The 24,333-nt window shown below is 69.1% G+C and carries 22 protein-coding genes; 6 read left to right on the top strand and 16 right to left on the bottom strand.

Features of this window, described 5'->3' with window-relative positions; all coding sequences use genetic code 11:
• Window positions 1-3: 3 nt before the first annotated feature.
• The gene (locus QRN67_RS00550; RefSeq protein ID WP_285409779.1) at window positions 4-969 is read right to left on the bottom strand and encodes a DUF58 domain-containing protein; all 966 of its coding nucleotides are present in this window, start codon (window positions 967-969) and stop codon (window positions 4-6) included.
• Window positions 966-1,886, bottom strand: a complete 921-nt coding sequence (locus QRN67_RS00555; RefSeq protein ID WP_106933985.1) for an AAA family ATPase — start codon at window positions 1,884-1,886, stop codon at window positions 966-968. Before QRN67_RS00555 ends, QRN67_RS00550 begins: the two co-directional genes overlap by 4 nt.
• A 73-nt stretch (window positions 1,887-1,959) precedes the next feature.
• Here QRN67_RS00555 and QRN67_RS00560 point away from each other — a divergent pair, with 73 nt between their 5' ends.
• The gene (locus tag QRN67_RS00560; protein ID WP_285409781.1) at window positions 1,960-2,913 is read left to right on the top strand and encodes a histone deacetylase family protein; all 954 of its coding nucleotides are present in this window, start codon (window positions 1,960-1,962) and stop codon (window positions 2,911-2,913) included.
• Window positions 2,914-2,952: 39 nt separating this feature from the next.
• Window positions 2,953-4,236, top strand: coding sequence for a mechanosensitive ion channel family protein (locus tag QRN67_RS00565; RefSeq protein WP_285409783.1), 1,284 nt, complete (start codon window positions 2,953-2,955; stop codon window positions 4,234-4,236).
• 11 nt (window positions 4,237-4,247) lie between these two features.
• Here the strand turns inward: QRN67_RS00565 and QRN67_RS00570 are convergent, their stop codons facing one another.
• The 14 genes from QRN67_RS00570 to QRN67_RS00635 are packed head-to-tail and all read right to left on the bottom strand — an operon-like array spanning window position 4,248 to window position 19,282.
• A complete protein-coding gene (locus QRN67_RS00570; RefSeq protein WP_285409785.1) occupies window positions 4,248-5,519 on the bottom strand; it encodes an aspartate aminotransferase family protein in 1,272 nt (423 codons plus the stop codon).
• Window positions 5,512-6,624 carry a phosphotransferase gene (locus tag QRN67_RS00575; RefSeq protein ID WP_285409786.1) on the bottom strand — a complete coding sequence of 371 codons (1,113 nt, stop codon included), beginning with the start codon at window positions 6,622-6,624 and terminating at the stop codon, window positions 5,512-5,514. The genes QRN67_RS00570 and QRN67_RS00575 overlap by 8 nt, the downstream gene beginning before the upstream one ends.
• Window positions 6,624-7,652 carry a histone deacetylase family protein gene (locus tag QRN67_RS00580; RefSeq protein WP_081267142.1) on the bottom strand — a complete coding sequence of 343 codons (1,029 nt, stop codon included), beginning with the start codon at window positions 7,650-7,652 and terminating at the stop codon, window positions 6,624-6,626. The genes QRN67_RS00575 and QRN67_RS00580 overlap by 1 nt, the downstream gene beginning before the upstream one ends.
• A 9-nt stretch (window positions 7,653-7,661) precedes the next feature.
• The gene (locus QRN67_RS00585; RefSeq protein WP_285409787.1) at window positions 7,662-8,366 is read right to left on the bottom strand and encodes an SDR family NAD(P)-dependent oxidoreductase; all 705 of its coding nucleotides are present in this window, start codon (window positions 8,364-8,366) and stop codon (window positions 7,662-7,664) included.
• Window position 8,367: 1 nt separating this feature from the next.
• Complete coding sequence (locus tag QRN67_RS00590) at window positions 8,368-9,060, bottom strand: GntR family transcriptional regulator (protein WP_106933990.1); 693 nt, start codon at window positions 9,058-9,060, stop codon at window positions 8,368-8,370.
• The gene (locus tag QRN67_RS00595; protein ID WP_285409790.1) at window positions 9,057-10,004 is read right to left on the bottom strand and encodes a DMT family transporter; all 948 of its coding nucleotides are present in this window, start codon (window positions 10,002-10,004) and stop codon (window positions 9,057-9,059) included. Before QRN67_RS00595 ends, QRN67_RS00590 begins: the two co-directional genes overlap by 4 nt.
• A 37-nt stretch (window positions 10,005-10,041) precedes the next feature.
• Entirely contained in the window at window positions 10,042-11,079 is a 1,038-nt protein-coding gene (locus QRN67_RS00600; RefSeq protein WP_285409792.1) for a histone deacetylase family protein, read from the bottom strand.
• 5 nt (window positions 11,080-11,084) lie between these two features.
• The gene (locus tag QRN67_RS00605) at window positions 11,085-12,464 is read right to left on the bottom strand and encodes an aminotransferase (RefSeq protein ID WP_285409793.1); all 1,380 of its coding nucleotides are present in this window, start codon (window positions 12,462-12,464) and stop codon (window positions 11,085-11,087) included.
• A 38-nt stretch (window positions 12,465-12,502) separates the two neighbouring features.
• On the bottom strand, window positions 12,503-13,405 hold the full coding sequence (locus QRN67_RS00610; RefSeq protein WP_285409794.1) for a 2-hydroxyacid dehydrogenase: 903 nt from the start codon (window positions 13,403-13,405) through the stop codon (window positions 12,503-12,505).
• Complete coding sequence (locus QRN67_RS00615; RefSeq protein ID WP_503010792.1) at window positions 13,402-15,054, bottom strand: ABC transporter ATP-binding protein; 1,653 nt, start codon at window positions 15,052-15,054, stop codon at window positions 13,402-13,404. Before QRN67_RS00615 ends, QRN67_RS00610 begins: the two co-directional genes overlap by 4 nt.
• Window positions 15,051-15,893, bottom strand: a complete 843-nt coding sequence (locus QRN67_RS00620; protein ID WP_285409795.1) for an ABC transporter permease — start codon at window positions 15,891-15,893, stop codon at window positions 15,051-15,053. The genes QRN67_RS00615 and QRN67_RS00620 overlap by 4 nt, the downstream gene beginning before the upstream one ends.
• 10 nt (window positions 15,894-15,903) lie before the next feature.
• Window positions 15,904-16,878, bottom strand: coding sequence for an ABC transporter permease (locus tag QRN67_RS00625; protein ID WP_285409796.1), 975 nt, complete (start codon window positions 16,876-16,878; stop codon window positions 15,904-15,906).
• Window positions 16,879-16,912: 34 nt separating this feature from the next.
• Window positions 16,913-18,475, bottom strand: coding sequence for an ABC transporter substrate-binding protein (locus QRN67_RS00630; protein WP_106933997.1), 1,563 nt, complete (start codon window positions 18,473-18,475; stop codon window positions 16,913-16,915).
• A gap of 48 nt (window positions 18,476-18,523) precedes the next feature.
• Complete coding sequence (locus QRN67_RS00635) at window positions 18,524-19,282, bottom strand: class II aldolase/adducin family protein (RefSeq protein ID WP_285409799.1); 759 nt, start codon at window positions 19,280-19,282, stop codon at window positions 18,524-18,526.
• Window positions 19,283-19,700: 418 nt separating this feature from the next.
• Here QRN67_RS00635 and QRN67_RS00640 point away from each other — a divergent pair, with 418 nt between their 5' ends.
• The 4 genes from QRN67_RS00640 (at window position 19,701) to QRN67_RS00655 (ending at window position 24,306) form a co-directional block, all read left to right on the top strand.
• Window positions 19,701-20,450: an electron transfer flavoprotein subunit beta/FixA family protein gene (locus tag QRN67_RS00640; RefSeq protein ID WP_106935764.1), complete on the top strand. Its 750-nt coding sequence runs from the start codon at window positions 19,701-19,703 to the stop codon at window positions 20,448-20,450.
• 14 nt (window positions 20,451-20,464) lie between these two features.
• Window positions 20,465-21,397, top strand: a complete 933-nt coding sequence (locus QRN67_RS00645; protein ID WP_285409803.1) for an electron transfer flavoprotein subunit alpha/FixB family protein — start codon at window positions 20,465-20,467, stop codon at window positions 21,395-21,397.
• Window positions 21,398-21,471: 74 nt separating this feature from the next.
• Window positions 21,472-23,262, top strand: coding sequence for an acyl-CoA dehydrogenase (locus QRN67_RS00650; protein ID WP_285409804.1), 1,791 nt, complete (start codon window positions 21,472-21,474; stop codon window positions 23,260-23,262).
• Between the two features lie 81 nt (window positions 23,263-23,343).
• On the top strand, window positions 23,344-24,306 hold the full coding sequence (locus QRN67_RS00655) for an NAD(P)H-dependent flavin oxidoreductase (RefSeq protein ID WP_285409805.1): 963 nt from the start codon (window positions 23,344-23,346) through the stop codon (window positions 24,304-24,306).
• Window positions 24,307-24,333 lie beyond the last annotated feature (27 nt).

A 24,333-nucleotide genomic window follows, 5' to 3' on the forward strand; every position in this document is an offset into this window, starting at 1 on the left:
CGTTCAGCACAGGGCCAGGGCTTCGAGGCAGGCGCGCCGGTGCGCCTCGCCCTGCGAGGGTTTCACCACCCGGCCCGCCACGCGCATGCCGTAGTCCACGCCCAGCCGGTCGGCCATCAGCACCCAGGCGCACAGTCGCGAGATGCGGGCTTCGGCGTCGGGGAGGCCGGCGGACTGGGCGTCGAGCCAGAGTTCCTCGCGCTGCGTCTGCTGGGTGTCGCGGCTCACCAGGTCTTCTGAGCCGGCGGCCTGGGCGCGCGCGGCCTTCTTCCAGACCACGAGCTTCAGCGGGTCGCCGCGCCGGTAGGCGCGCACGCCGTCGTATTCGCCGGAGCCGGCGGCGCGCAATGCGGCCGACGCGGCGGCCGGGCCGGACAGCGGCTCGCCCGGCGGCAGCGGCGGCGGATGGGCTTCGGGCGTGGGGTAGACCAGCATCCGCGCCGCCGGCCGCCACACCGTCCACACGCGGAAGGTGCCGAGCGGAAAGCGCGTCTCGGCGGTGAGCGGCGGCACCGGGTGCAGGCCGCGCCGCTCGGGCTGGAACGCGATCTCGACGGTGGCGGTGCCTTCGGCCGGCACGTCGGTCCAGGCCCACTGGCCGCTGCCGCGCACCGCCATGCCGATGCCGTAGCGAACGCTGCGCCGCGTGTTGTGCAGCACCACCTTGAAGACGGCCGCCGCGCCCGCGTAGTGCGCATCGGGCGCCACCATGTGCATCGACAGCCCGCGCAGCGTGCCGTGGCATACGTGCATGCCCACCGCCACGCTGCCGGCCAGCAGGAAGGTCAGCAGGTAGCCCAGGTTGAGCTGGTAGTTGATCGACGCGACCAGCAGCACCAGCAGCGTGGCGGCCAGCGTCCAGCCGGCCCGCGTGGGCACGATGTAGACGTTGCGCTGGGTCAGCTCCAGCGTGTCCGACGGCGGCCGGCGCGACAGGAACCAGCCGTCGATGCGCGAGCGCAGGCTCACGGCAAGGGCACAGCGGCGATCATGGCGCGCACCTGCTCGACGGCGCCCCGGCCCGCGTCGCCCACCGGCGTGAGGCGGTGCGCGATGGTCTGCGGCAGCACGGCCTGCACGTCGTCCGGCGCGACGTAGTTGCGGTTGGCCAGCAGCGCCTGCGCCTTGGCCGCGCGCAGCACGGCGATGCCGGCGCGCGGCGACAGGCCCTGCAGGAACCAGCGGCCCGAGCGGGTGGCGGCGATCAGGTCCTGCACGTAGTTCAGCAGCGGGTCGGCCGCATGCACCTGCTGCACGCGCTGCTGGATGGCGGTCAGCTCGCCGGCGGTCAGCAGGGCGGGCAGGCTGGCCAGCATTTCGCGGCGGTCGGTGCCCGCGAGCAGCTGGCGTTCGGCCGCGCGGTCGGGGTAGCCGAGCGAGATGCGCATCAGGAAGCGGTCGAGCTGCGACTCGGGCAGCGCGAAGGTGCCGAGCTGGTCCTGCGGGTTCTGTGTGGCGATCACGAAGAAGGGCGTGGGCAGCGGGCGGGTCTCGCCCTCGACCGTGACCTGCTTTTCTTCCATCGCCTCGAGCAGCGCGCTCTGCGTCTTGGGGCTGGCGCGGTTGATTTCGTCGGCCAGCAGCACCTGCGCGAAGATCGGCCCGGGGTGGAACACGAAAGCCTGCTGCCCCCGGTCGTAGATGGCCACGCCCGACAGGTCGCCCGGCATCAGGTCGGCGGTGAACTGCACGCGCGAGAACTGCAGGCCGAATGTGTGCGACAGCGCATGGGCGAGGGTGGTCTTGCCGACCCCCGGCACGTCTTCGATCAGCAGGTGGCCGCCCGCCAGCAGGCAGGCCACGCAGTCGCGCACCTGGGCCTCTTTGCCCACGATCACCGTGTTAAGCTGACTTAACAAAGTGGCTAGCTTTGCAGCAACGTCCATATTTGTATCCATATGCAAACGATACCGTAAGACCATGCGGCCCCATGCCGCGTGAGGTCTACACGCGAGAGACATGGGCAAGACAGGCTACTTCACACATCGCGACTTCTGGAAGCACGACATGGGCGGCGGCCATCCCGAATGCCCGGGCCGCCTGGATGCCATCGAAGACCGCCTGCTGCTGACCGGCGTGGGCGACGCGCTCGAGCACCGCGACGTGCCGCTGGCCACGCTGCAGCAGCTCACCCGGGCGCACAGCGCCGCGCACGTCGAGCATCTCGAGGAACTGCACCAGCGCCTGGTGGCCGACGAGCCCGCCGGCGGCCCCGACCATGCGCAGGTCGACCCCGACACCGTGCTCACCCGCTTCACCCTGCTGGCCGCGCGCCGTGCCGCCGGGGCCGCCATTGCCGCCACCGACGCGGTGGTGGCCGGCGAGCTGGAAAACGCCTTCTGCTCGGTGCGCCCGCCCGGCCACCATGCCTGCCGGGACCAGGCAATGGGCTTCTGCTTCTTCAACAACATCGCCATTGCCGCGCGGCACGCCATCGAGGTGCACGGCATCCAGCGCGTGGCCATCGTCGATTTCGACGTGCACCACGGCAACGGCACCGAGAACATCCTCTCGAACGATCCGCGCGTGCTGATGGTCGGCTTCTTCCAGCACCCGTTCTATCCGTACAGCGGCACCGACCATCCGGCGCCGAACATGCTGAACATGCCGATCCCGGCCTACACCAAGGGCATGGACGTGCGCGAGATGATCGAGGCCGTGTGGATGCCGCGGCTGGAGGAATTCAAGCCGCAGATGATCTTCATCAGCGCGGGCTTCGACGCCCATCGCGAAGACGACCTGGGGCAGCTCGGGCTCAACGAGAACGACTTCGCCTGGATCACCGGGCGCGTGCACGACGTGGCCCGGCGCCACGCCAAGGGCCGCATCGTCTCGATGCTCGAAGGCGGCTACAACCTCGACGCCCTGGCGCGCAGCGTGGAAGCCCACATCCGCGTGCTGGCCGACCTGTAGTGCAGGCGGCGCCAGCGGCGCCCATGTTTTTTTGAACCGATGAATTTCAACGACTTCACCCAACGCCTGAGCCAGGTCGATGCACGCGGCATCGGCATCGAACTGGCCGTGCTGGTGGCCTGCGTCGCGCTGGCCTGGGGCGTGTGCAAATGGTTCGGGCGCGACCAGCCCAAGGACTCGATCTGGTTCGGCGAACGCACCTTCGACGGCGTGCTGTTCCCGCTGCTCGCGCTGGTGCTCACCGACCTTGCCCGGCGCGTGGTGGGCGATTTCCAGACCGTGCTGGTGCTGCGCATCGCGGTGTCGATGTTCCTGTCGCTGGCGGTGATCCGGCTCTTCGCGCGCGTGCTGCGCGCGGTGTTCCCGGCCTCCAACATGGTGCGGCTGCTGGAGCGCACGGTGTCGTGGCTGGCCTGGATCGCGGCGGTGCTGTGGATCGTCGGCCTGCTGCCGCCGGTGCTGGCCGAGCTCGACGACATCACCCTGGCCTTCGGCAAGACGCGCGTGAGCCTGCAGACCATCATCCAGGGCGCGCTGTCGGCCGGGCTGGTGATGATGATCGCGCTGTGGATTTCGAGCACGGTCGAGAAGCGCATCCTGCGCGAGGCCGTCACCGACCTGTCGATGCGCAAGGTGGCGTCGAACGCAGTGCGCGCCTTCCTGCTGCTGATCGGCATGCTGTTCGCGCTGTCGGCGGTGGGGGTGGACCTGACGGCGCTGTCGGTGCTGGGCGGCGCGCTCGGCGTGGGGCTGGGTTTCGGGCTGCAGAAGCTGGCGTCCAACTACGTGAGCGGCTTCGTGATTCTGCTGGAGCGCTCGATCCGCATCGGCGACAACGTGAAGGTCGACACCTTCGAAGGCCGCATCACCGACATCAAGACGCGCTACACGCTCATTCGCGCGGGCAACGGGCGCGAGGCCATCGTGCCGAACGAATCGCTCATCACCAGCCGGGTGGAGAACCTCTCGCTGGCCGACCGCAAGTTCAACATCACGACCACCATCGTGGTGGGCTACGAGAGCGACGTGGCGCAGGTGCAGTCCATCCTGTGCGAGGCGGCCAAGGCCCAGTCGCGCGTGATGAGCGACCCCGCGCCGGTGGCCTTTCTCATGAACTTCGCGCCCGACGGGCTGGAGTTCACGCTCAACTTCTGGGTGGCCGATCCCGACAAGGGCAAGGACAACCTGCGCTCGGCCATCAACATCGCGATCCTCGACGGCCTGCGCGGCGCGGGCATCGACATTCCCTATCCGCAGCGCGTGGTGCGGGTGGAGTCGCTCCCGGCCGGCACGGTCCCCGCGGGCGAGCCCGCGGAAAAGTAGGCCCCGGCGCGCTATTCCAGCGTGGCCAGCACCTCGTCGAGCCGCTCGACCAGCAGGTCGGCGTGTTGGCGCTCGAATACCAGCGGCGGCCTGATCTTGAGCACGTTGGCCTGCGGCCCGGTCGCGCTCAGCAGCACCTGCCGCTGCCGCAGCCCGTTGACCACCTTGGCGGCCTGCGCCGTGGCGGGCGCGCGCGTCGCGCGGTCGGCCACGAGTTCCAGCCCGATGAAGAGCCCCGCGCCGCGCACCTCGCCGACCAGCGCATGGCGCTGGCCGAGCGCGGCCAGGCGCTCGCGCAGGTAGCCGCCGACATTCAGTGCGTTGTCCTGCAGGCCGTTCTGCTGGATCACGTCGAGCACGGCGGAGGCAGCCGCCATCGAGACCGGGTTGCCGCCGAAGGTGTTGAAGTAGCGGCTGGCCTGGCCGAAGGCCTTCATGACCTCCGGCCGCACCGCCAGGCCCGCGACCGGGTGGCCGTTGCCCATGGGCTTGCCCATGCTCACCATGTCGGGCACCACGCCGTGGCGCATGAAGCCCCAGAAGGCCTCGCCCGTGCGGCCGAAACCGGGCTGCACCTCGTCGGCGATGAACACGCCGCCGGCCGCATGGATCGCTTCCACCGCCTCGCGCAGGAAGCCGGCCGGCGCCGTGAACACGCCGTCGCTGGAGAACACCGTGTCCACGAGCAGCGCGGCGGGCGCGATGCCGTGCGCCTTCAGGTCGGCGATGGCCGCGCGCACGCCGTCGGCGAAGCGTTTGCCCGTCTCTGCATCTCCTCCCTCTGGCGCATCCACCAGCCGCACATGATCGCCCAGGCGCACGTACTGCCCCAGCGAGGGCGAGGCGCAGGCGATGGCCGAGGTCACGCCGTGGTACGCGAAGCGCGTGACGATGAGGCCGGTGCCGCCGGTGTGCGCCGTGGCGATGCGCATGGCCAGGTCGTTGGCCTCGCTGCCGGTGCAGGTGAAGGTCGCATGGCCCAGCTCGGGCGGCATCGTGGCCAGCAGCCGCTCCGCGTAGTCGAGGATGCCTTCGTGCAGATAGCGCGTGTGCGTGTTGAGCACGGACGCCTGGCGCGCGATGGCCTCGACCACCTCGGGCCGCGCATGGCCCAGCGGCACCACGTTGTTGTAGGCGTCCAGCCAGGGCGTGCCGGCGGCGTCGTAGAGCCAGACGCCTTCGCCGCGCACGGGGTGGAAAGGCTCGTCGTAGAAGAGCCGGTAGGCCGGCCCGAGCAGGCGGGCGCGGCGCTCGAGCAGCTCGGCGGTGTGTTTCTCAGTCATGGATCGGTTCCGTTGGTTCCGTGCGTTCCGTGGCTTGGCAGGCGGCCCGGATGGCTTCCTGCACCTGGTTGGGTGTCAGCGCGGCGCAGGCCTGCAGCCGCGCCCAGGAAACAGCGTTGTTGCGCATGAGATAGGCGGCGTTGCCGGGCTGGCGAGCCGCGCGCCAGCCGCTGATGGCGACCACCATCGCCAGCCGTGCGCGCACCAGGTCGAGCAGCGCGTGGGTTTCGCCGTCGGTCAGCGGCGAGACGGCGTGATATTCGGCCGCGAAGCGCGCGATCGTCGCCAGCGCGTCGCCCTGCTCGTCGATGTGGTACGAGGCCGCGACGGCGAGGTCGTCCACGAGCGGCGCATGCACCATGTCGCCGAAGTCGAGGATGCCGGCCACGCGCGCCGGTTCGTCAGGCTCCACCAGCAGGTTGTAGAGATTGAAGTCGTTGTGGATGGGCTGGCGGCGCAGCAGGGCCAGCCGCGGCTTGGTGCGCTGCACGAAGCCGTCGAGCGCGGCCTCGGCCAGTGCGCGGCGGGCAGGGTCGGCCACGTGTACCAGCAGGGCGCGCACGCGGTCGGCGCGCTGGATGTCCCAGGGCAGTTCGCGGGCCCCGGCGGGGTGTTCGAAGCCGGCCAGCGCGAGGTCCAGCCGCGCGAGCATGCGGGCGACGCAGGTGCGCTGCGCCGCCGAGCGCGGCGCCTGCGGCATGGGCGTGCCCTCGAGGTAGCTGAACAGGCGCGCCACGCGCGTGCGGCCCTCGGCGTCCTCGATCTGCACCGAGGCCGCGCCGTCGCGGTCCGGCAGCAGGCGCTGCACCGGCAGGCCGGGGTCGGTGCGTGCCAGGTGCAGCAGCGCCTGGGTCTGGAAGTCGGCGACCAGCGGATCTTCGTCCGGGTGCGAGAGCTTGAGCATGCAGCGCGCGCCGCCGTCGTCCGGCTCCAGCAGGAAGTTGGCGTCGCGTTCGCCCGTGAGCGGCTTGAGCCTGCCTTGCTTGCCGTACAGGCGCTGCAGCAGGTCGGCGGCCCAGCCGGTTTCGACGGGGGCGGGCGGCGCGGTCAGCACCGCGGCCTCGGGCAGGGCCGCGCGGATGGCATCGTCGAGTTCCTGCGTCATCACGCCGCCTTCTCGAAGCCGCCGAGCGCGCTGGCCAGGTTGAGGCCCAGGTCCTCCGACAGGTAGCCGCCTTCCTGCACCAGCACCGTGGGCAGCCCCAGGCGCGCGATTTCGCCGAGGATGCGGCCGAAGCCCGGCGTGCTCACGGCCAGCGCCTGGTAGGGGTCGTTCTCGTGCGCGTCCAAGCCAAGGGCCACGACCAGCGCGCCGGGCGCGAAGGCGCGGATGGTGGCGTTCGCCGTCGCCAGCGCGGCGAGGAAGCCCTCGTCCTGCGTGCCGCGCGCCAGCGGCAGGTTCAGGTTGTAGCCCAGGCCTTCGCCTTCGCCGGTCTCGTGCGCATGGCCCGTGAAGAAGGGCGTGCAGAAATGCGGGTCGCCGTGCAGCGAGATCGTCAGCACGTCCTTGCGGCGCCAGAAGATGCCCTGCGTGCCGTTGCCGTGGTGCACGTCGATGTCGAGGATCGCCACTCGGTCGTGCCGGCCGCGCAGGTGCTGGGCCGCGATTGCCGCATTGTTGAGGTAGGTGAAGCCGTTAGCGCGGTCGGCATAGGCGTGGTGGCCGGGCGGCCGGCACAGCGCATAGGCCGCGCGTTCCCCGTCGAGCACGAGCTGCGCGGCATGCGTGGCCACGTGGGCAGACCACGTCGCGGCATGCCAGGTGTGGCGCCCGATGGAGCAGGCCATGTCGCCCATGTGGTAGCCGGCCTGGCCCACGAGGCTGTCGGGGTAGGTGAAGGGCTGGCCCGGGAACGGATGCACGTTGGGCATGACTTCCTCGGAGGCGCCTTCGAGCTGCTGCCAGCGTTCCCAGGCGGTTTCCAGGAAGCGCAGGTACTGCGGCGTGTGGATGGCGGCGCGCGGGCCCGGGCCGTGGTCCTGGGGCGCGACGATGTCGTGGCCCTGCGCGCGCGCGGCGTTCAGCAGCAGCGTGCCCCGCTCGGGCTGCTCGTTGCTGCGCTTCATGCGTCCGCGCACGATGAACTGCTGCGGGTCGTGGCCTGTGTGCTGGTCGCTGTAGATGACTTTCATGTCGGGCTTTCAGTATTGGGGTTCGACGGTCCAGCTGATCGGGATCTCCGCGACGCTGGCCGAGGCCGGCAGCTCGAGCACGGTCCGCGCGATGCGGGCCACGTCCTCTGGCCGCGTGGCCTGCCGCTGCTGCTCGGGCGGCAGGGCGGCTGCCATGTCGGTGGCGACGAAGCCGGGGCACAGCGCGGTGCAGCGCACGCTCGATTCGGCGCCGCAGTGCCGGATGCCGTGCGCCAGCGACAGCACCGCCGCCTTGCTCAGCGCATAGAGCGAGGCATCGGCCGTGCGCACCCGCTTGGCGGCGAGCGAGGCCATCACCAGCACCTTGCCTTCGTCGGCCGCCAGCAGGTGCGTCCAGGCCTTGCGCGTGAGCCGCAACGGTGACTTGACGTTGACCTCGAGCAGGCGGTCGACCTCCGCGTCGTCCGCATAGACGACCGAGCGGGTGCTGAGGATGCCGGCGTTGTGCACCAGCGCATCGATGCCGCCGAAATCGCGCACGGTCGCGGCCACCCAGTCGGTCTCGCTGCGCGCGTCCTCGGCGTCGAAGCGGTAGGTGCGCACCTGCGCCGGGTCGTGGCCGTCGAAGGCATCGGTGGCTGCGCGCGTGCCCACGCTCACGCGCCAGCCATGCGCGAGCAGTTCGCGCACGATGGCCAGGCCGATGCCGCGGTTGCCCCCGCTGACCATGGCGACGCGGGGCGCGGCCTTCATCTCATGCCTTGGAGAAGAGGCCGCGGACGTGCGCCTTGGCGGTTTCGAGGTGGTAGCGCAGCGCGTGCTGCGCGGCGTCGACGTCGCGCGCTGCCATGGCCTTGGCGATGGGCCTGTGCGTCTCGGCCAGCGCCTTCAGGTCGCCATAGCTGTCTTCGCTGAGCGCGAGGAACATGCGCACCTCGGTCTGCATGTTGTCGAACAGGCGGTGGAGATAGTGGTTGCCCGACAGCGCGCTGATGGCGAAGTGGAAATCCAGGTCGAGCGCCACGCGTTCGGGCGATGACAGGATCTCCGCGCGTTCCACCATGTCGTCCACGCGCGCGTCGAGCTGGGCCAGCTCGGCATCGGTGGCGTGCGTGCAGGCCAGCGAGGCGCCCAGCAGTTCGAGCTGGATGCGCACCTCGTACAGGTCTGTGACCTGCTTGGGCGAAACCGTGCGCACCGCGAAGCCGTGGCGCGGGCGCGATATCAGCAGGCCCAGGCTTTCCAGCCGGCGCGCGGCTTCCCGCACGGGCGCGCGGCTCACGCCCATCTGCCGGGCCATCTCGGCCTCGACGATGCGCTCGCCGGGCGCGATGCGGCCCGACAGGATGGCTTGCTGCAACTGCGCCTCCACCACGCCGACCAGGTCTGGCACCTGGATCGACGAGAAAGCGGGAGGGGTGGCGGCTTCGGTGCGGCTGATGGTCATCTGAATTCCTTGTCTCGATCTCTTGTGCGTATCATGCCGGCCGCCTGGGCGCTGCCGCCGCCGGCGCGCGCCAGATACACGCCCGCCACGGCGATCAGCGCCATGCCCGCCAGGGCCGTCGCATCGGGCGGGCGCTGGAACCACAGCGTGCTGATCAGCACTGCCAGCAGCAGCTGCACGTAGTTCAGCGGTGCCAGCGTGGCCGCGCCGACGCGGCGGAACGCGGCCAGCAGCAACAGCTGGGCGCTCCCGCTGACCGCGCCGCCGGCCACCAGCAAGGCCATTTCCGGCCAGGGCGGCAGCGTGACGTGCGGCATGAACAGCACGGGCAGGTTCGTGATGACCAGGCAGGCCAGCGCCATGTGCGCGAACTGCACCGGCGCCGGCACCAGCCCCGAGAGCCGGCGCGTGAGCACCTGGAAGAGCGCATAGCAGACGGCGGACACGGCCATCAGCAGCGTGCCCGCCAGCGGCAGGCTGCCGCCCGGGCGCACGATGCACAGCATGCCCGCGAAGCCCAGCAGCACCGCCGTCCACTGCGCGCGGCCCACGCGCTCGCCGAGCAGCCAGGGCGACAGCGCGACCATGATCAGCGGGGCCGTGAAATAGATGGCCGTGGCCTCGGCCAGCGGCATGGTGACGAGTGCCGTCATGAAGCAGGTCGCCACGACGGCCAGCGCCACGCTGCGCGCGGCCAGCAGCTTCTGGTGCGGCTGGCGCCACAGGCGCAGGTCGCCGTGGCGCAGCAGCAGCACCAAGGCGATGGCGCCTATGGCGGTGTAGCGGCCCAGGTTGACGACCGCCGGCGCATGGCTTGCCACCATCTGCTTGGCGAAGGCGTCGTACGCCGCGAACAGCACCAGTGCGCAGAGGAACAACGCGATGCCCGAGCCCGCGCTGTCGCGTCGTGCCATGGGGGCCGAGGCTTGCACCGCGCTGCTCATGGGGCGCCGCCGCAGCGGTGGCCGTCGATAGGCAAGTTCATGCCTGCAAGCCCTCCAGGAACGCATCGAGCGCGGCGCCGATGGCCTCGACCATGTAGCCGCCTTCCTGCACCACCACCGTGGGCAGGCCCAGCGCGCGCACGCGCTCGCCCGCGAGGCGGAAGGCTTCCATGTCGAACTTGAGCACGCTGATCGGGTCGTCCTTGTAGGTGTCGAAGCCCAGCGGCAGCACCAGCGCCTGCGGCTGGAAGCGCTCGATGGCGGCGACGGCCGTGTCCAGGGCCTCGGCGAACTCGGCGTTGCCGCTGCCGTGCGCCAGCGGCAGGTTCAGGTTGCAGCCTTCTCCTTCGCCGGTGCCGCGCTCGTGCGCGTAGCCCGTGTACCAGGGGTAGTAGCCGGACGGGTCGGCGTGCGTGGAGACGGTCAGCACGTCGCCGCGCCTGTAGAAGATCTGCTGCGTGCCGTCGCCGTGGTGGGCGTCGATGTCGAGCACCGCCACGCGCGCATGGCGGCGGCGCAGCGTGGCGGCCGCGATGGCGCTGTTGTTCACGTAGCAGAAGCCTCCCGCGCGCGCATGCTGTGCGTGGTGGCCCGATGGCCTGCACAGCGCGTAGGCGATGCCGCCGCCGTCGAGCACCGTCTCGGCCGCGGCCTGCGCCGCGTGGGCCGACCGCAGCACCGAGCGCCAGGTGTGCGGCCCTATGGGACAGGCCAGGTCGCCGATGTACCAGCCGGCCTGCGCCACCACCGACGGCGAGGGGCAGGGCCCGGACCGCACGCCGTGCGGCGACAGGTTGGGCAGCACCTCGATGCCCGGCTCCAGGCCCGGGCCGCCGAGCTTCTGCCAGCGCGCGTAGGCGCTCTCCAGGAAGTCCAGGTAGTCGATGCTGTGCACGAGCTCCAGCGCGGCGCGGCCGGCCTCCGGCGGCGCACCGACCGCGATGCCGCGCGCGGCCAGCGTGCTCATCAGCGCCTCGGCGCGCGTGGGCAGGTCGGTGGGCTTGCAGATGCGGCCCAGCCGCATGAACTGCTGCGGGTCGTGCAGCAGCTGGTCGTCGCTGAAGAAGGCCTGCATGCTCGTCAGGCCTTCGTTTCCTGGTCGAAGCGGTCCATGGCGCGGGCCAGCCGCGCGAACAGGTCGTCGAGCTCGGCCCGCGTGATGATCAGCGGCGGACACAGGCCGATGCTGTCGCCCATGGCGCGCACGATCAGCCCTTCTTCCAGCGCCAGCGCCGCGAAGCGGTAGCCGGCCTTGCGCTCGGCGGCGAACGGCGTGCGCGCGGCCTTGTCTGCCATGAGTTCGATGGCGCCGATCAGGCCCACGCCGCGCACGTTGCCCACCCAGGGGCGCCCGGCGAAGGCGCGCAGCCCGGCCTGGAAGGCGGGTGCGATCTCGCGCACGTGCTCGAGGATGCGCTCGTCCTCGTAGACCTTGAGCGTCTCCAGCGCCACCGCGCAGGCGACGGGGTGGCCCGAGTAGGTGTAGCCGTGGCCGAAGCTGCCGAGCTTGCCGCTGTTGGCGGCGATGGCGCTGTGCACCTTGTCGTTGACCATGACCGCCGAGATCGGCACGTAGCCCGAGGACAGCGCCTTGGCGCAGCTCAGGATGTCGGGCTGGATGCCGAAGGTGGTCGAGCCGAACATGTTGCCCGTGCGGCCGAATCCGCAGATCACCTCGTCGGCGATCATCAGCACGCCGTACTTGCGCAGCACGGCCTGCACTTTCTCGAAGTAGCCGGCCGGCGGCACCAGCACGCCGCCCGCGCCCATCACCGGCTCGGCGATGAAGGCGGCCACGGTGTGCGGGCCTTCGGCCAGGATGGTCTGCTCCAGCTGTTGCGCGAGGCGGCTGGAGAAGTCCTGCTCGGTCTCGCGGGGTTCGGCGTAGCGGTAGTGGTGCGGGCAGTCCACGTGCAGGAAGCGCGCGGGCGCCGTCGCGATCGGCAGGTCGAAGTCGCGGTGGTTGCCGTCGAGCCCGCCCATGCTGGCGGCCGCCACGGTCACGCCGTGGTACGCGTTGCGCCGCGCGATGATCTTCTTGCGCTGCGGCTGGCCGATGGCGTTGTGGTAGTACCAGACCATTTTCACCGCGCTGTCGTTGGCCTCGGAACCCGAGTTTGCGAAGAACACGCGCGCCATGGGCGCGGGCGCCAGCGCCAGCAGCCGCTCTGCCAGGTCGGCCACCGCGACGTTGGTGCGCTGGTTGAAGGTGTGGTAGTAGGGCAGGGTGTCGAGTGCACGGGCACCGGCTGCGGCCAGGCGCTTGTTGGAGAAGCCCAGCGAGGCGCACCACAGGCCCGACATGGCTTCCAGGTAGCGCGTGCCGCGCTCGTCGACGACGTGGATGCCGTCGCCTTTCACGATGACCAGCGGCGGCGTCTGCGGCAGCGCGGCCAGGTTGGTGTACGAATGCAGGTGGGTGGCGACGTCCTTGTCGCCGGTGCCGAGGGGTTCTGCCATGGGGTTCCTCTTTGTATGTAGGGCGCTGGAAAAAGTGGCTACAGGAGCGCCAGGTTGTCGTGGGTCTGCCGCGCAATGGCCTCGGGCCGCGTGCGCGTCGCGATGTGCGGCGTGACGACGATGCGCGGATGGCTCCAGAAGGGGTGGCCGGCCGGCAGCGGTTCCTCGACGAAGGCGTCCAGCACGGCGCTGGCGAGCTGGCCGCTTTGCAGCGCCGCGAGCAGGTCTTCCTGCACGAGGTGGGCGCCGCGGCCGGCGTTGACGAGCCGCGCGCCGCGCGGCAGTTGGGCGAACAACGCGGCATCCAGGATGCCGCGCGTGTCGTCGGTCAGCGGCAGCAGGCAGACCAGGGTGTCGCAGCCGGACAGGAACTCGCCGCGCGCCGCGTCGCCGTGGAAGGCCTTGATGCCCGCGGGCAGTTCGTCCTTGGGGCTGCGGCTCCAGCCGCGCACGCGGTAGCCGATGGCAAGCAGCGCGCGCGCGACCGACTGGCCCAGCACGCCCAGGCCCGCGATGCCCACGCTGTGCCGGCCCGGGGGCTCGATGGGCGCTTCCTCCCAGGCCGCGCGGCGCTGGCTGTCGAGATAGGCGCCCATGTGGCGCTGGCCGTGCACCACGGCCCATGCCACGTACGCGTTCATGCCGTCGGCCATGTCGGGGTCGACGATACGGCGGACCGGCACGTCGGGAAGCGCGGGGTCGCGCGTGATGTGGTCGGTGCCCGCGCCCACGGACTGCACCAGGCGCAGGCGTGGCATGCGCGCGAGCAGCCCCGGCGGCGGCGACCAGCAGACCACGGTGTCGATCTCGCCGAGCGCGTCCAGCTCCTGGACCTCGGTGTCGATGCGGTGCAGCCGCGCGTGCGGAAAGCGTTCCCTGAAGGCGGGTTGCAGGTAGTCCATGGCGATCTGGTCGGAGACCAGTGCGATGTTGAGCGTCATGCGGCCACCGCCTGTTGCGCGGCCGCCGCCGACAGCCTCGGCTGCGCCTCGATCAGCGTGCGGGTGTAGTCGTGCTGCGGGTTCGCCAGCACCTTGGCGGTTTCGCCGTATTCGACGATCTGGCCGCGCTGCATCACGGCGATGTGGTCGCACATTTCGCCGGCCACGCGCAGGTCGTGCGTGATGAACACCATGGCCAGCTGGAAGCGTTCGCGCACCTCCGCGAACAGCTTGAGCACCTGTGCCTGCACCGACACGTCGAGCGCGGAAACCGGCTCGTCCGCCACCAGCAGCTGCGGCTCCATGGCCAGAGCGCGCGCGATGCCGATGCGCTGGCGCTGGCCGCCGGAGAACTCGTGCGGAAAGCGCTCCGCCGCGTCGGGCTTCAGGCCCACCAGCTCCAGCAGCTCCATCGCGCGGGCCATGGCCTGCGCCTTGGGCACGCCCTGCGCGATGGGGCCGGCCGCGATGGCCGGGCCGATGCGGTGGCGCGGGTTCAGCGAGGCATAGGGGTCCTGGAACACCATCTGGATCTTGCCCTGCGACTGCGCCCGGAACTGCGCGCCCGACTGCAGCGCACGGCCCTTGAACAGCACGCGGCCGCTGTCGAACGGCGACAGGCCCACGATGCAGCGGCCCACGGTGGACTTGCCCGAACCCGATTCGCCGACCAGCCCCAGCGTCTCGCCGCGGCGCAGGTCGAACGACAGGCCCTTGGCCGCTTCCACGCGCCGGCCCTTGCTGAACAGGCCGCCGCCGGTCACGTAGGTCTTGCGCAGTTCCTGCACCTGCAGCACGTGCTCGATGGGGCGCTCGTCGGCCGGCGCGCGCACCCGCCCGTCCGGTATGGCCGCGATGAGCTTGCGCGTGTAGGCATGCTGGGGCCGCGCCAGCACGGCGGCGGCTGGGCCGGCCTCGACCACATCGCCGGTCTGCATCACCACCACCTGGTCGGCGATCTCGGAGACCACGCCGAAATCGTGCGTGATGAACAGCACCGCCGTGCCCTTGCGCTGCTGCAGCTCGCGGATGAGCTTCAGGATCTGCGCCTGCGTGGTCACGTCCAGCGCGGTCGTGGGCTCGTCGCAGATCAGCAGGGCCGGCTCCAGCGCGAGCGCGCAGGCGATCATCACGCGCTGGCGCTGCCCTCCGGAGAGGCGAAACGGGTAGCTGTCGATCAGCACTTCGGGCTCGGGCAGGCCGACGTCGGCCAGTGCCGCGAGGATGCGCTGGCGCTTCTGCGCGGCCGACAGGTTCACATGGGCGTCGAACACTTCGGCGATCTGCTCGCCGATGCGCATGACCGGGTTCAGCGCCGTCATGGGTTCCTGGAACACCATGCCGATGCGCCGGCCGCGCAGCGTGCGAAGCTGCGCCTCGTCGAGCTTCAGCAGGTCCTGTCCGTCGAACAGGATGCGGCCTGCCACCGGTTCCACGTGCGGGCGCGGCAGCAGGCCCATGATGGCGTTGGCGATCATGGACTTGCCCGAGCCCGATTCGCCGACCACGCACAGCGTCTGGCCCGGCAGCAGTTGCAGCGACGCGCCCCGGACCGCCAGGTCGCGGTCCGCGCCCTGGGGCAGGCGGATGTCCAGGCCCCGGATGTCCAGCACGGGTGGAACGAGCGAAGCGATCTTTTCCATTTTCATCTGCCCCTCCCGTCGGCGCGCGCGTTGAGCCCGTCGTTCAGGCCTTCGCCCACCAGGTTCAGCGCGAGCACCGTGAGCAGGATGGCCACGCCCGGGAACACCGCCATCCACCACGCCTGCCGCAGCACGGTGCGCGCCGAGCCGACCATGTAGCCCCAGCTCATCTGGTTCGGGTCGCCCAGGCCCAGGAAGCTCAGGCTGGACTCCAGCAGGATGGCCGTGGCCACCATCAGCGAGGCCATCACCACGATGGGCGAGGCGGCGTTGGGCAGGATCTGCGTGAGGATGATGCGCGGCGTGGACTGGCCAGCCAGCTGGGCTGCCGCCACGAAGTCGCGCTGGCGCAGCGTCAGGAATTCGCTGCGCACCAGCCGCGCCACGGGCGGCCACGACACGATCGCGATGGCCGTGACGATGGACTGCACCGAGGGCTGGAAGATGGCCACCAGCACGATGGCCAGCGCGAAGCTGGGAATGGCCTGGAACAGCTCGGTGAAGCGCATCAGCGTGGCGTCGATCCAGCCGCCGAAGTAACCCGAGACGGCACCGATGGACACGCCGATCAGCAGCGAGACCACGGTGGAGACCACGCCGATCAGCAGCGACACGCGCGCGCCGGTGACGATGCCCGACAGGATGTCGCGGCCCATGGTGTCGGTGCCCAGCAGCAGGCCCTGTTCCGCCATGGGTGCCGCGAAGGGCGTGCCGACCATGTCCCAGGGGTTGTTCTGCGCGATGAAGGGGCCCAGTGCCGTGACCAGCGCCACCAGCATCAGCACGATCAGGCCGAAGACCGCGCCCTTGTTGCGGCTGAAGCGCCGCCAGAATTTGCTTTTCATGAACGGCTCCTCAGCTCAGCTCGATGCGGGGATCGACGAGCGTGTAGACGAAATCGGTGATGAGGTTGAACAGCACGGCCATGGCCGCGGTGAACAGGAAGCAGCCGAGCAGCAGGTTGTAGTCGCGCTGCAGCAGGGCGTCGAACATGAGCCGGCCGATGCCGGGCCAGGCGAACACCGTCTCTGTCAGCACGGCGCCGCCGATCATGCCGCCGGCCTGGATGCCGGCCAGCGTGACCACCGGCAGCAGCGCGTTGCGCAGGATGTGCTTGCGCTGGATGCGCCCGGGCGACACGCCCTTGGCGCGCGCGGTCTTCACGAAGTCCATCTGCGCGACCTCGAGCATGGAGGCGCGCGTCATGCGCGCATAGACCGCCATGTAGAACAGCGCCAGCGTGAGCGAAGGCAGGATCAGGTGTTTGGCGATGTCCACCGCCTTGTCGATGTCCGTGAGGTCCGCGCCCACGGTGAAGAAGCCGAAGGCGGGCAGCAGGTCGAGCTGCACCGTGAACAGCAGCACCGCCATCATCGCCAGCCAGTACAGCGGCGTGGCGTAGAACACCAGCGCGACCACGGTGATGAGGCTGTCCTGCCATTTGCCCGCGTTGCGGCTGGCCAGCGCGCCGAGCACGATGCCGAACAGCAGCGAAAGCCCGAAAGCCGTGCCCGTCAGCAGCAGCGTGGCCGGCATGCGCTGCAGGATCAGGTCGACCACCGGCTGCTGCTGGCGATACGAGAAGCCCAGGTCGAGCTTGAGCACGTGGCCCAGGTAGTTGCCGAGCTGCACGGGCAGCGGCTGGTCGAGGCCGAACTGCTCGCGCAACTGGGCCACGAACTGCGCGTCGGATGCGCCGGCCTCGCCGGCCATGACGGAGACCGGATCACCCGGTGCCGCGCGAACCAGCAGGAAGTTGACAGTGGCGATCACCAGCAGGGCCAGCAGGCCCTGCAGCAGGCGCACGGACATGAACTGCAGTCGTTTCATAGCAAGCTCGATTCGGGCACGCGGGGGATGAAGCTCAGGCCAGCTTGACGCGGCCCAGGCTGTCGTTCAGGCCGATGCCGGAAGACACCACGTTCTGGATCCTGGTGCGGTACAGCGTCGGGAAGTTGATCTCGTGCAGCCAGGCCACGGGCACTTCGTCGACCAGCAGCTTCTGCACTTCCAGGTAGATCGCGCGGCGCTTGGCCGGATCGCTCTCGCGCGCGCCGGCGGCGAACAGCTCGTCGACCTTCGGGTTCACGTAGCCCGCCACGTTGTTGAACGGCGAGCCCTTGGCGATGTTGTCGCTGGTGTAGTTGCGCGCCACGCCGAGCGCCGGGTCGCCGTACTGGTAGACGTAGGTGAAGGCCAGGTCGTAGTCCCACTCGCTGTTGCGCTGGTTCCAGCCGGCCACGTCGGTGGCGACCATCTCGACCTTGATGCCAACCTGCGTGAGGTTCTGGCGCACGATCTCGGCCTGGCGCTGCCACGATTCGCCGTAGGGCAGCGGCAGCAGGCGCAGCGTCTCGCCCTTGTAGCCCGATTCTGACACCAGCTTCTTGGCCTTGGCGATGTCGCGCGGGTACTTGGTCACGTCGTCGCTGGCGTAGGCGATGTGGCTGTTGAAGGGGCCCGTGGCCGGCTTGGCGTAGCCGTACCAGGCGACCTTGGCCATGGCCTCGCGGTCGATGGCGGTCCACACGGCCTGGCGGAACTTCACGTTGTTCATGGGGGCCGTGCGGTTGTTCATCCACAGCCAGCTGTGCGGCGCGAAGAATTCCCAGCCCTTGGTGGTCACCGCCGCGCCCGGCAGCTTGGACAGGCGGGACACGTCGAAGTACTCCACCGTGCCGCCCGGTGCGATGTCGACCTTGCCCGACTCGAACGCGGCGGCGCGCGCGGCGGCGTCGGGGATCACGTGGAAATACACGCTCTCCACGCTCACGACGCCCGGCTGGTGGTAGTTCTCGTTGGCCACGAGGTTGATGTAGGAGCCCTTGACCCATTCCTTGAACTTGAGCGGGCCCGTGCCGATGGGCGTGGCGTTGGCGGGGTTGGTCGCGAAGTCGGTGCCTTCGTAGATGTGCTTGGGCACCATGGGCATGGTGCCGTTCTCGAAGATGCCCATGAAGGGGCCGAACGGTTGCTTGAGCTTGAACTCCACGGTGAGCGGATCGAGCGCCTTGATCGATTCCACCTGCGCCAGGCTGGCGCGGAAGCGCGCGTGCGTCTTGCGCAGGAACACGTCGCAGGAGAACACCACGTCGTCGGCGGTGAAGGGCTTGCCGTCGTGCCACTTGACGTTGGGCTTGAGCTTGAAGACGTAGGTCTTGCTGTCCGCGCTCACGGTCCAGGAGGTGGCGAGCTGCGGCTGCGGCTCGAGCTTCTCGTTGTAGCGCAGCAGGCCTTCGTAGATGTTGCCGGCGATCAGCTGGGTGGGGCCGTTCTGCACGATGCCCATCATGAGCCCGGGCGGTTCGGGCTGGACCAGCACGTTGACTACCCCTTTCTTCGCTTGCGCCAAGCTGTGCAGGGGCACCCCGGCAATGGACAGGCCGAGGGCGGCGGAGCCGGCTTGGATCAGGTTGCGGCGTTTCATCGGAGCGGACCTTTCAGAGTGGGGAGGGCGGTGAAGAACGGGTGAATCTCAGTCGCGGAAGGAAGCCGCGGTGGGCGGCGCGAGCCGCTGCAGCAGCGCGCGCCATTCGCGGGCATACGGGTCGTCGGGCATGGAGGCGAGGCGGTTGGTGTCGCCGCTTTCGTACTGCCGCGCGGTCAGCTCGCGGACCTCCTCGGGCACCGGGTGCACCGGCTGCCCGGTGCCCTGGATGGCGACCTGCACGCGGCAGGCCCGCTCCAGGTTGTGCATGAGGATGAAGGCCTCGGCCACGCTGCGGCCGAGCGTGACCAGGCCGTGGTTGCGCAGGATCAGCGCGCGGGAGGCCGGCCCCAGGTCGGCCACCAGGCGCTCGCGTTCCTCGTGGTTGAGCGCGATCCCCTCGAACTCGTGATACGTCACGCGGTTGTGGAACTGCAGCGCCCACTGGTTGCAGGGCTGCAGCCCGCCCGCCAGCGAGGACACCGCCACGCCGGCGACGGTGTGGGTGTGCAGCACGCAGACGGCGTCATGGCGCGCGGCGTGCACCGCGCTGTGGATCGTGAAGCCGGCCGGGTTCACGTCGTGGTCGGTGGGCTCGACGACGTTGCCTTCCAGGTCGATCTTCACGAGCGAGGACGCCGTGATGTCGCGAAATAGCATCCCGAACGGGTTGATCAGGAACTGGTCTGTAGTGCCGGGCACGCGGGCGGAGATATGGGTGTAGATGCTGTCGTCCATGCCGTACAGGGCGACGAGCCGGTAGGCGGCGGCAAGGTCCTGCCGCATCTGCCGCTCCGCGGGCGTCATGGGTGGGCGGGCGTTGCCGCGAACTTCCGGGAGGCTGCGTTCTGCTGTTTCCATTTGAATCTCCGAAGATCGACAGTCAGCTGTCGACAGTATTCATCTTGCAGGTTGCGTGCCAGCCCAGATATCGGCGAAAACCCGGGAAATGGCGGCAGATGGCGCTGTCTGCAGGCCGTGAATGCACCGCGAGCGGGCACGGATATCGATTTCCGTGCGGGCCGCGCGCTCGGGGGGCGGTTCAAATACTTGTCGGTCGAGAGGCCGGGTGCTGAAGCGCTGCCTTATAATCTGTAAAAAGCACGATCGTTCTTTTTCTGGTGCCAGCGCCGGCAGGAAGAATGGAGAGGCGGCAAAGGTCGCGCCCTAGAATGACCGGTTTGCCCTCGAAGCCCCCTTTTTGCAATCCAATGGAGTCAAGTCAATGAAGGTTCTGGTACCTGTCAAACGGGTCGTCGATTACAACGTGAAGGTGCGCGTGAAGAGCGACGGCACCGGGGTGGACATTGCCAACGTCAAGATGAGCATGAACCCCTTCGACGAGATCGCTGTCGAAGAGGCCGTGCGGCTGAAGGAAAAGGGCGTGGTCACCGAAGTGATCGCCGTCTCCTGCGGCGACGCCAAGTGCCAGGAAACCCTGCGCACCGCGATGGCCATCGGCGCCGACCGCGGCATCCTGGTCGAGACCACCGAAGAGCTGCAGCCGCTGGCCGTTGCCAAGCTGCTGAAGGCGCTGGTCGACAAGGAACAGCCCCAGCTGATCATCCTGGGCAAGCAGGCCATCGACGACGACGCCAACCAGACCGGCCAGATGCTGGCTGCGCTGGCCGACCTGCCGCAGGCCACCTTCGCCTCCAAGGTCGAAGTCGCAGGCGACAAGGCCACCGTGACGCGCGAAGTCGACGGCGGCCTGGAGACCATCTCCCTGAGCCTGCCCGCAGTCATCACCACCGACCTGCGCCTGAATGAGCCGCGCTATGTGACGCTGCCCAACATCATGAAGGCCAAGAAGAAGCAACTGGACACGGTCAAGCCCGAGGACCTGGGCGTCGATGTGAAGCCGCGCCTGAAGACGCTGAAGGTCGCGGAGCCGCCGAAGCGCGGTGCCGGCATCAAGGTGCCCGACGTCGCCACCCTGGTGGACAAGCTGAAGAACGAAGCCAAAGTGATCTGAGGAAGAAAACGAACATGACCGCACTCGTCATTGCAGAACACGACCACGCCAGCATCAAGCCGGCGACCCTCAACACCGTAACCGCAGCCCTGGCTTGCGGCGGTGAAGTGCACGTGCTGGTGGCCGGCGCCAATGCCGCCGAAGCGGCCAAGGCCGCCGCCCAGATCGCAGGCGTGACCAAGGTCATCGCCGCAGACAGCCCCAGCCTGGCCGAGAACCTCGCCGAGAACGTCGCAGCCCAGGTGCTGGCGATCGCCGGCAACTACAGCCACATCCTGTTCCCCTCGACCGCCAACGGCAAGAACGTCGCGCCGCGCGTGGCCGCCAAGCTGGACGTGGCCCAGATCAGCGACATCACCAAGGTCGACAGCCCCGACACCTTCGAGCGCCCGATCTACGCAGGCAATGCGATTGCCACGGTGCAGAGCAGCGACGCCACCAAGGTGATCACCGTGCGCACGACCGGCTTCGACGCCGCAGCCGCCACCGGTGGCAGCGCAACCGTCGAAACCGCTGAAGGCGTCGCAGACAGCGGCAAGAGCAGCTTCGTGGGCCGTGAAGTGACCAAGAGCGACCGCCCCGAGCTGACGGCCGCCAAGATCATCGTCTCCGGTGGCCGTGCGCTGGGCAGCGCAGAGAAGTTCACCGAAGTGATGACGCCGCTGGCCGACAAGCTGAACGCGGGCCTGGGCGCCAGCCGCGCGGCCGTCGACGCAGGCTACGCACCGAACGACTGGCAAGTGGGCCAGACGGGCAAGATCGTCGCGCCGCAGCTGTACATCGCGGCGGGCATCTCGGGCGCGATCCAGCACTTGGCCGGCATGAAGGACTCGAAGGTCATCGTCGCGATCAACAAGGACGAAGAGGCACCGATCTTCTCGGTGGCCGACTACGGCCTGGTGGCCGACCTGTTCACGGCCGTGCCGGAACTGGTGAAAGCGCTCTGATCGCATTGCCGCACTGAGCCAGAGGGCATCGTTCGCGATGCCCTTTTCGTATCCGCTGTATCTGGAGACAAGACATGAGCTACACCGCCCCCATCAAGGACATGCTGTTCGACATCGAGCATCTGGCCAACATCGGCGAGATCGCCAAGCTGCCCGGCTTCGAGGACGCCGGCCTCGAAACCGCGCAGGCCGTGCTCGAGGAGTGCGCCCGTTTCAACCAGGACGTGGTGGCGCCGCTGAACATCGCGGGCGACCGCAACCCCTCGTCGTTCAAGGATGGTGCCGTCACCACCACGCCGGGCTTCAAGGAAGCCTTTGCGCAGTACGTGTCGGGCGGCTGGCAGGGCCTGCAGCATCCTTCGGACTTCGGCGGCCAGGGCCTGCCCAAGACCATCGGCGCGGCCTGCGGCGAGATGCTGAACTCGGCCAACATGAGCTTCGCGCTGTGTCCGCTGCTGAGCGACGGCGCCATCGAGGCGCTGCTCACGGCCGGCTCCGACGAGCTGAAGGCGGTGTATCTCGAAAAGCTCGTGAGCGGCCAGTGGACCGGCACGATGAACCTCACCGAGCCGCAGGCCGGCAGCGACCTGGCCATGGTGCGCAGCCGCGCGGAGCCGCAGCCCGACGGCACCTACAAGGTGTTCGGCACCAAGATCTTCATCACCTACGGTGAGCACGACATGGCCGAGAACATCGTGCACCTGGTGCTCGCGCGCGTGACCGGCGCGCCCGAAGGCGTGAAGGGCATCAGCCTGTTCGTGGTGCCCAAGTTCCTCGTGGACAAGGACGGCTCCCTGGGCGAGCGCAACGACGTGCACTGCGTGAGCATCGAGCACAAGATGGGCATCAAGGCATCGCCCACCGCCGTGCTGCAGTACGGCGACAACGGCGGTGCCGTCGGCTACCTCGTGGGCCAGGAGAACCGCGGCCTCGAGTACATGTTCATCATGATGAACTCCGCGCGCTACGCCGTGGGCATGCAGGGCATCGCGATTGCCGAGCGCGCCTACCAGCACGCCGTGGCCTACGCGAAAGACCGCGTGCAGAGCCGCCCGGTCGACGGCTCCATCAACGCCAGCGCACCGATCATTCACCACCCTGACGTCAAGCGCATGCTGATGACGATGCGCGCCTACACCGAAGGCTGCCGCGCGATGGCCAGCGTGGCCGCCGCCGCCTACGACGCCGCGCACCACCATCCCGACGCCGAGGCGCGCAAGCAGAACCAGGCCTTCTATGAGTTCATGGTGCCGCTGGTCAAGGGCTACAGCACCGAGATGAGCCTGGAAGTGACATCGCTCGGCGTGCAGGTGCACGGCGGCATGGGCTTCATCGAGGAGACCGGCGCCGCGCAGTACTACCGCGACGCGAAGATCCTCACCATCTACGAAGGCACCACCGCCATCCAGGCCAACGACCTCGTGGGCCGCAAGACCGCGCGCGACGGCGGCCAGACCGCCAAGGCGATTGCCGCGCAGATCGAGAAGACCGAAGCCGAGCTGGCCAAGAGCGACAACCCCGCCGCGGTTGCCGTGCTCAAGCGCCTGAAGGCCGCGCGCCTGGCGTTCGTCGAAGTGGTCGACTTCGTGGCCGGGCAGACCAAGGCATCGCCGAACGCCGTGTTCGCCGGCAGCGTGCCCTACCTGATGCTCGCGGGCAACCTGGTGGCCGGCTGGCAGCTTGCGCGCTCGCTGATCATTGCGCAGGACCTGGCCTCGCGCAGCTTCGACACCGACTTCATGCTGGCCAAGGTAGCCACCGCGCGCTTCTACGCCGAGCACATCCTGAACAAGGTGCCGGGCATGCGCGACAGCATCGTCGACGGCGCCGAGAGCGTCACGGCACTCGCGCTCGACGCGTTCTGACGCGCGCGGCCGCTGTCGCCCATCTGACGGGCTGCAGCGGCCTCTCTCTCTTATAAAACCGAACCCATTCCCGGAGACGACATGTCCAAGCTGCCCCCCGTACTCGCGAACCTGCCGCTGCCGATCATCGGCTCGCCGCTGTTCATCATCAGCAACCCCAAGCTCGTGATTGCGCAATGCAAGGCGGGCGTGGTCGGCTCGATGCCCGCGCTCAACGCGCGCCCCGCGGCGCAGCTCGAAGAGTGGCTGATCGAGATCACCGAAGAACTGGCTGCCTACAACAAGGCCAACCCCGACAAGCCCGCGGCGCCCTTCGCCATCAACCAGATCGTGCACAAGAGCAACGACCGGCTCGAGCACGACATGGAGATGGTCGTGAAGTACAAGGTGCCGATCGTCATCACCTCGCTGGGCGCGCGCACCGACGTGAACGACGCGGTGCACAGCTACGGCGGCGTCACCCTGCACGACATCATCAACAACAAGTTCGCGCAGAAGGCGGTGGAGAAGGGCGCCGACGGCATCATCGCCGTGGCTGCCGGTGCCGGCGGCCACGCGGGCGTGAAGAGCCCGTTCGCGCTGGTGCAGGAGATTCGCCAGTGGTTCGACGGCCCGATCGCGCTGTCGGGTTCCATCGCCACCGGCGGCGCGGTGCTCGCGGCGCAGGCCATGGGTGCCGACTTCGCCTACATCGGCACGGCCTTCATCGCGACCGAGGAAGCCCGCGCGAGCGACGAATACAAGCAGGCCATCGTCGACGGCAATTCCGACGACATCGTCTATTCGAACCTGTTCACCGGCGTGCACGGCAACTACCTCGCCCCGAGCATCGTCAAGGCGGGCATGGACCCGGCCAACCTGCCCGAAGGCGACCTCAAGACGATGAATTTCGCGACCGAAGACGGCAGCAAGGCCAAGGCCTGGAAAGACATCTGGGGCTCGGGCCAGGGCATCGGCGCCGTGACCGAAGTGGCCAGCGCCGCGGCCTTCATCGAGAAGCTCAAGCGCGAGTACCAGGAAGCAAGGCAGCGGTTGGCGCTTTGACCGCCGTCGCGAACGGCGCGGCGCCCG

It is taken from the genome of Variovorax sp. efr-133-TYG-130 (assembly GCF_030208835.1).
In the GTDB taxonomy this organism is placed as follows: Bacteria; Pseudomonadota; Gammaproteobacteria; order Burkholderiales; family Burkholderiaceae_C; genus Variovorax.

What these genes read in the sequence shown, in the direction of transcription:
- QRN67_RS00565 (WP_285409783.1), top strand. Translation starts at nt 2,953, where the DNA reads ATGAATTTCAACGACTTCACCCAACGCCTGAGCCAGGTCGATGCACGC.
- QRN67_RS00575 (WP_285409786.1), bottom strand. Translation starts at nt 6,624, where the DNA reads ATGACGCAGGAACTCGACGATGCCATCCGCGCGGCCCTGCCCGAGGCC.
- QRN67_RS00580 (WP_081267142.1), bottom strand. Translation starts at nt 7,652, where the DNA reads ATGAAAGTCATCTACAGCGACCAGCACACAGGCCACGACCCGCAGCAG.
- QRN67_RS00635 (WP_285409799.1), bottom strand. Translation starts at nt 19,282, where the DNA reads ATGACGCCCGCGGAGCGGCAGATGCGGCAGGACCTTGCCGCCGCCTAC.
- QRN67_RS00650 (WP_285409804.1), top strand. Translation starts at nt 21,472, where the DNA reads ATGAGCTACACCGCCCCCATCAAGGACATGCTGTTCGACATCGAGCAT.
- QRN67_RS00560 (WP_285409781.1), top strand. Translation starts at nt 1,960, where the DNA reads ATGGGCAAGACAGGCTACTTCACACATCGCGACTTCTGGAAGCACGAC.
- QRN67_RS00590 (WP_106933990.1), bottom strand. Translation starts at nt 9,060, where the DNA reads ATGACCATCAGCCGCACCGAAGCCGCCACCCCTCCCGCTTTCTCGTCG.
- QRN67_RS00570 (WP_285409785.1), bottom strand. Translation starts at nt 5,519, where the DNA reads ATGACTGAGAAACACACCGCCGAGCTGCTCGAGCGCCGCGCCCGCCTG.
- QRN67_RS00595 (WP_285409790.1), bottom strand. Translation starts at nt 10,004, where the DNA reads ATGAGCAGCGCGGTGCAAGCCTCGGCCCCCATGGCACGACGCGACAGC.
- QRN67_RS00555 (WP_106933985.1), bottom strand. Translation starts at nt 1,886, where the DNA reads ATGGACGTTGCTGCAAAGCTAGCCACTTTGTTAAGTCAGCTTAACACG.
- QRN67_RS00615 (WP_503010792.1), bottom strand. Translation starts at nt 15,054, where the DNA reads ATGAAAATGGAAAAGATCGCTTCGCTCGTTCCACCCGTGCTGGACATC.
- QRN67_RS00640 (WP_106935764.1), top strand. Translation starts at nt 19,701, where the DNA reads ATGAAGGTTCTGGTACCTGTCAAACGGGTCGTCGATTACAACGTGAAG.
- QRN67_RS00610 (WP_285409794.1), bottom strand. Translation starts at nt 13,405, where the DNA reads ATGACGCTCAACATCGCACTGGTCTCCGACCAGATCGCCATGGACTAC.
- QRN67_RS00655 (WP_285409805.1), top strand. Translation starts at nt 23,344, where the DNA reads ATGTCCAAGCTGCCCCCCGTACTCGCGAACCTGCCGCTGCCGATCATC.
- QRN67_RS00630 (WP_106933997.1), bottom strand. Translation starts at nt 18,475, where the DNA reads ATGAAACGCCGCAACCTGATCCAAGCCGGCTCCGCCGCCCTCGGCCTG.
- QRN67_RS00605 (WP_285409793.1), bottom strand. Translation starts at nt 12,464, where the DNA reads ATGGCAGAACCCCTCGGCACCGGCGACAAGGACGTCGCCACCCACCTG.
- QRN67_RS00620 (WP_285409795.1), bottom strand. Translation starts at nt 15,893, where the DNA reads ATGAAAAGCAAATTCTGGCGGCGCTTCAGCCGCAACAAGGGCGCGGTC.
- QRN67_RS00600 (WP_285409792.1), bottom strand. Translation starts at nt 11,079, where the DNA reads ATGCAGGCCTTCTTCAGCGACGACCAGCTGCTGCACGACCCGCAGCAG.
- QRN67_RS00625 (WP_285409796.1), bottom strand. Translation starts at nt 16,878, where the DNA reads ATGAAACGACTGCAGTTCATGTCCGTGCGCCTGCTGCAGGGCCTGCTG.
- QRN67_RS00585 (WP_285409787.1), bottom strand. Translation starts at nt 8,366, where the DNA reads ATGAAGGCCGCGCCCCGCGTCGCCATGGTCAGCGGGGGCAACCGCGGC.
- QRN67_RS00645 (WP_285409803.1), top strand. Translation starts at nt 20,465, where the DNA reads ATGACCGCACTCGTCATTGCAGAACACGACCACGCCAGCATCAAGCCG.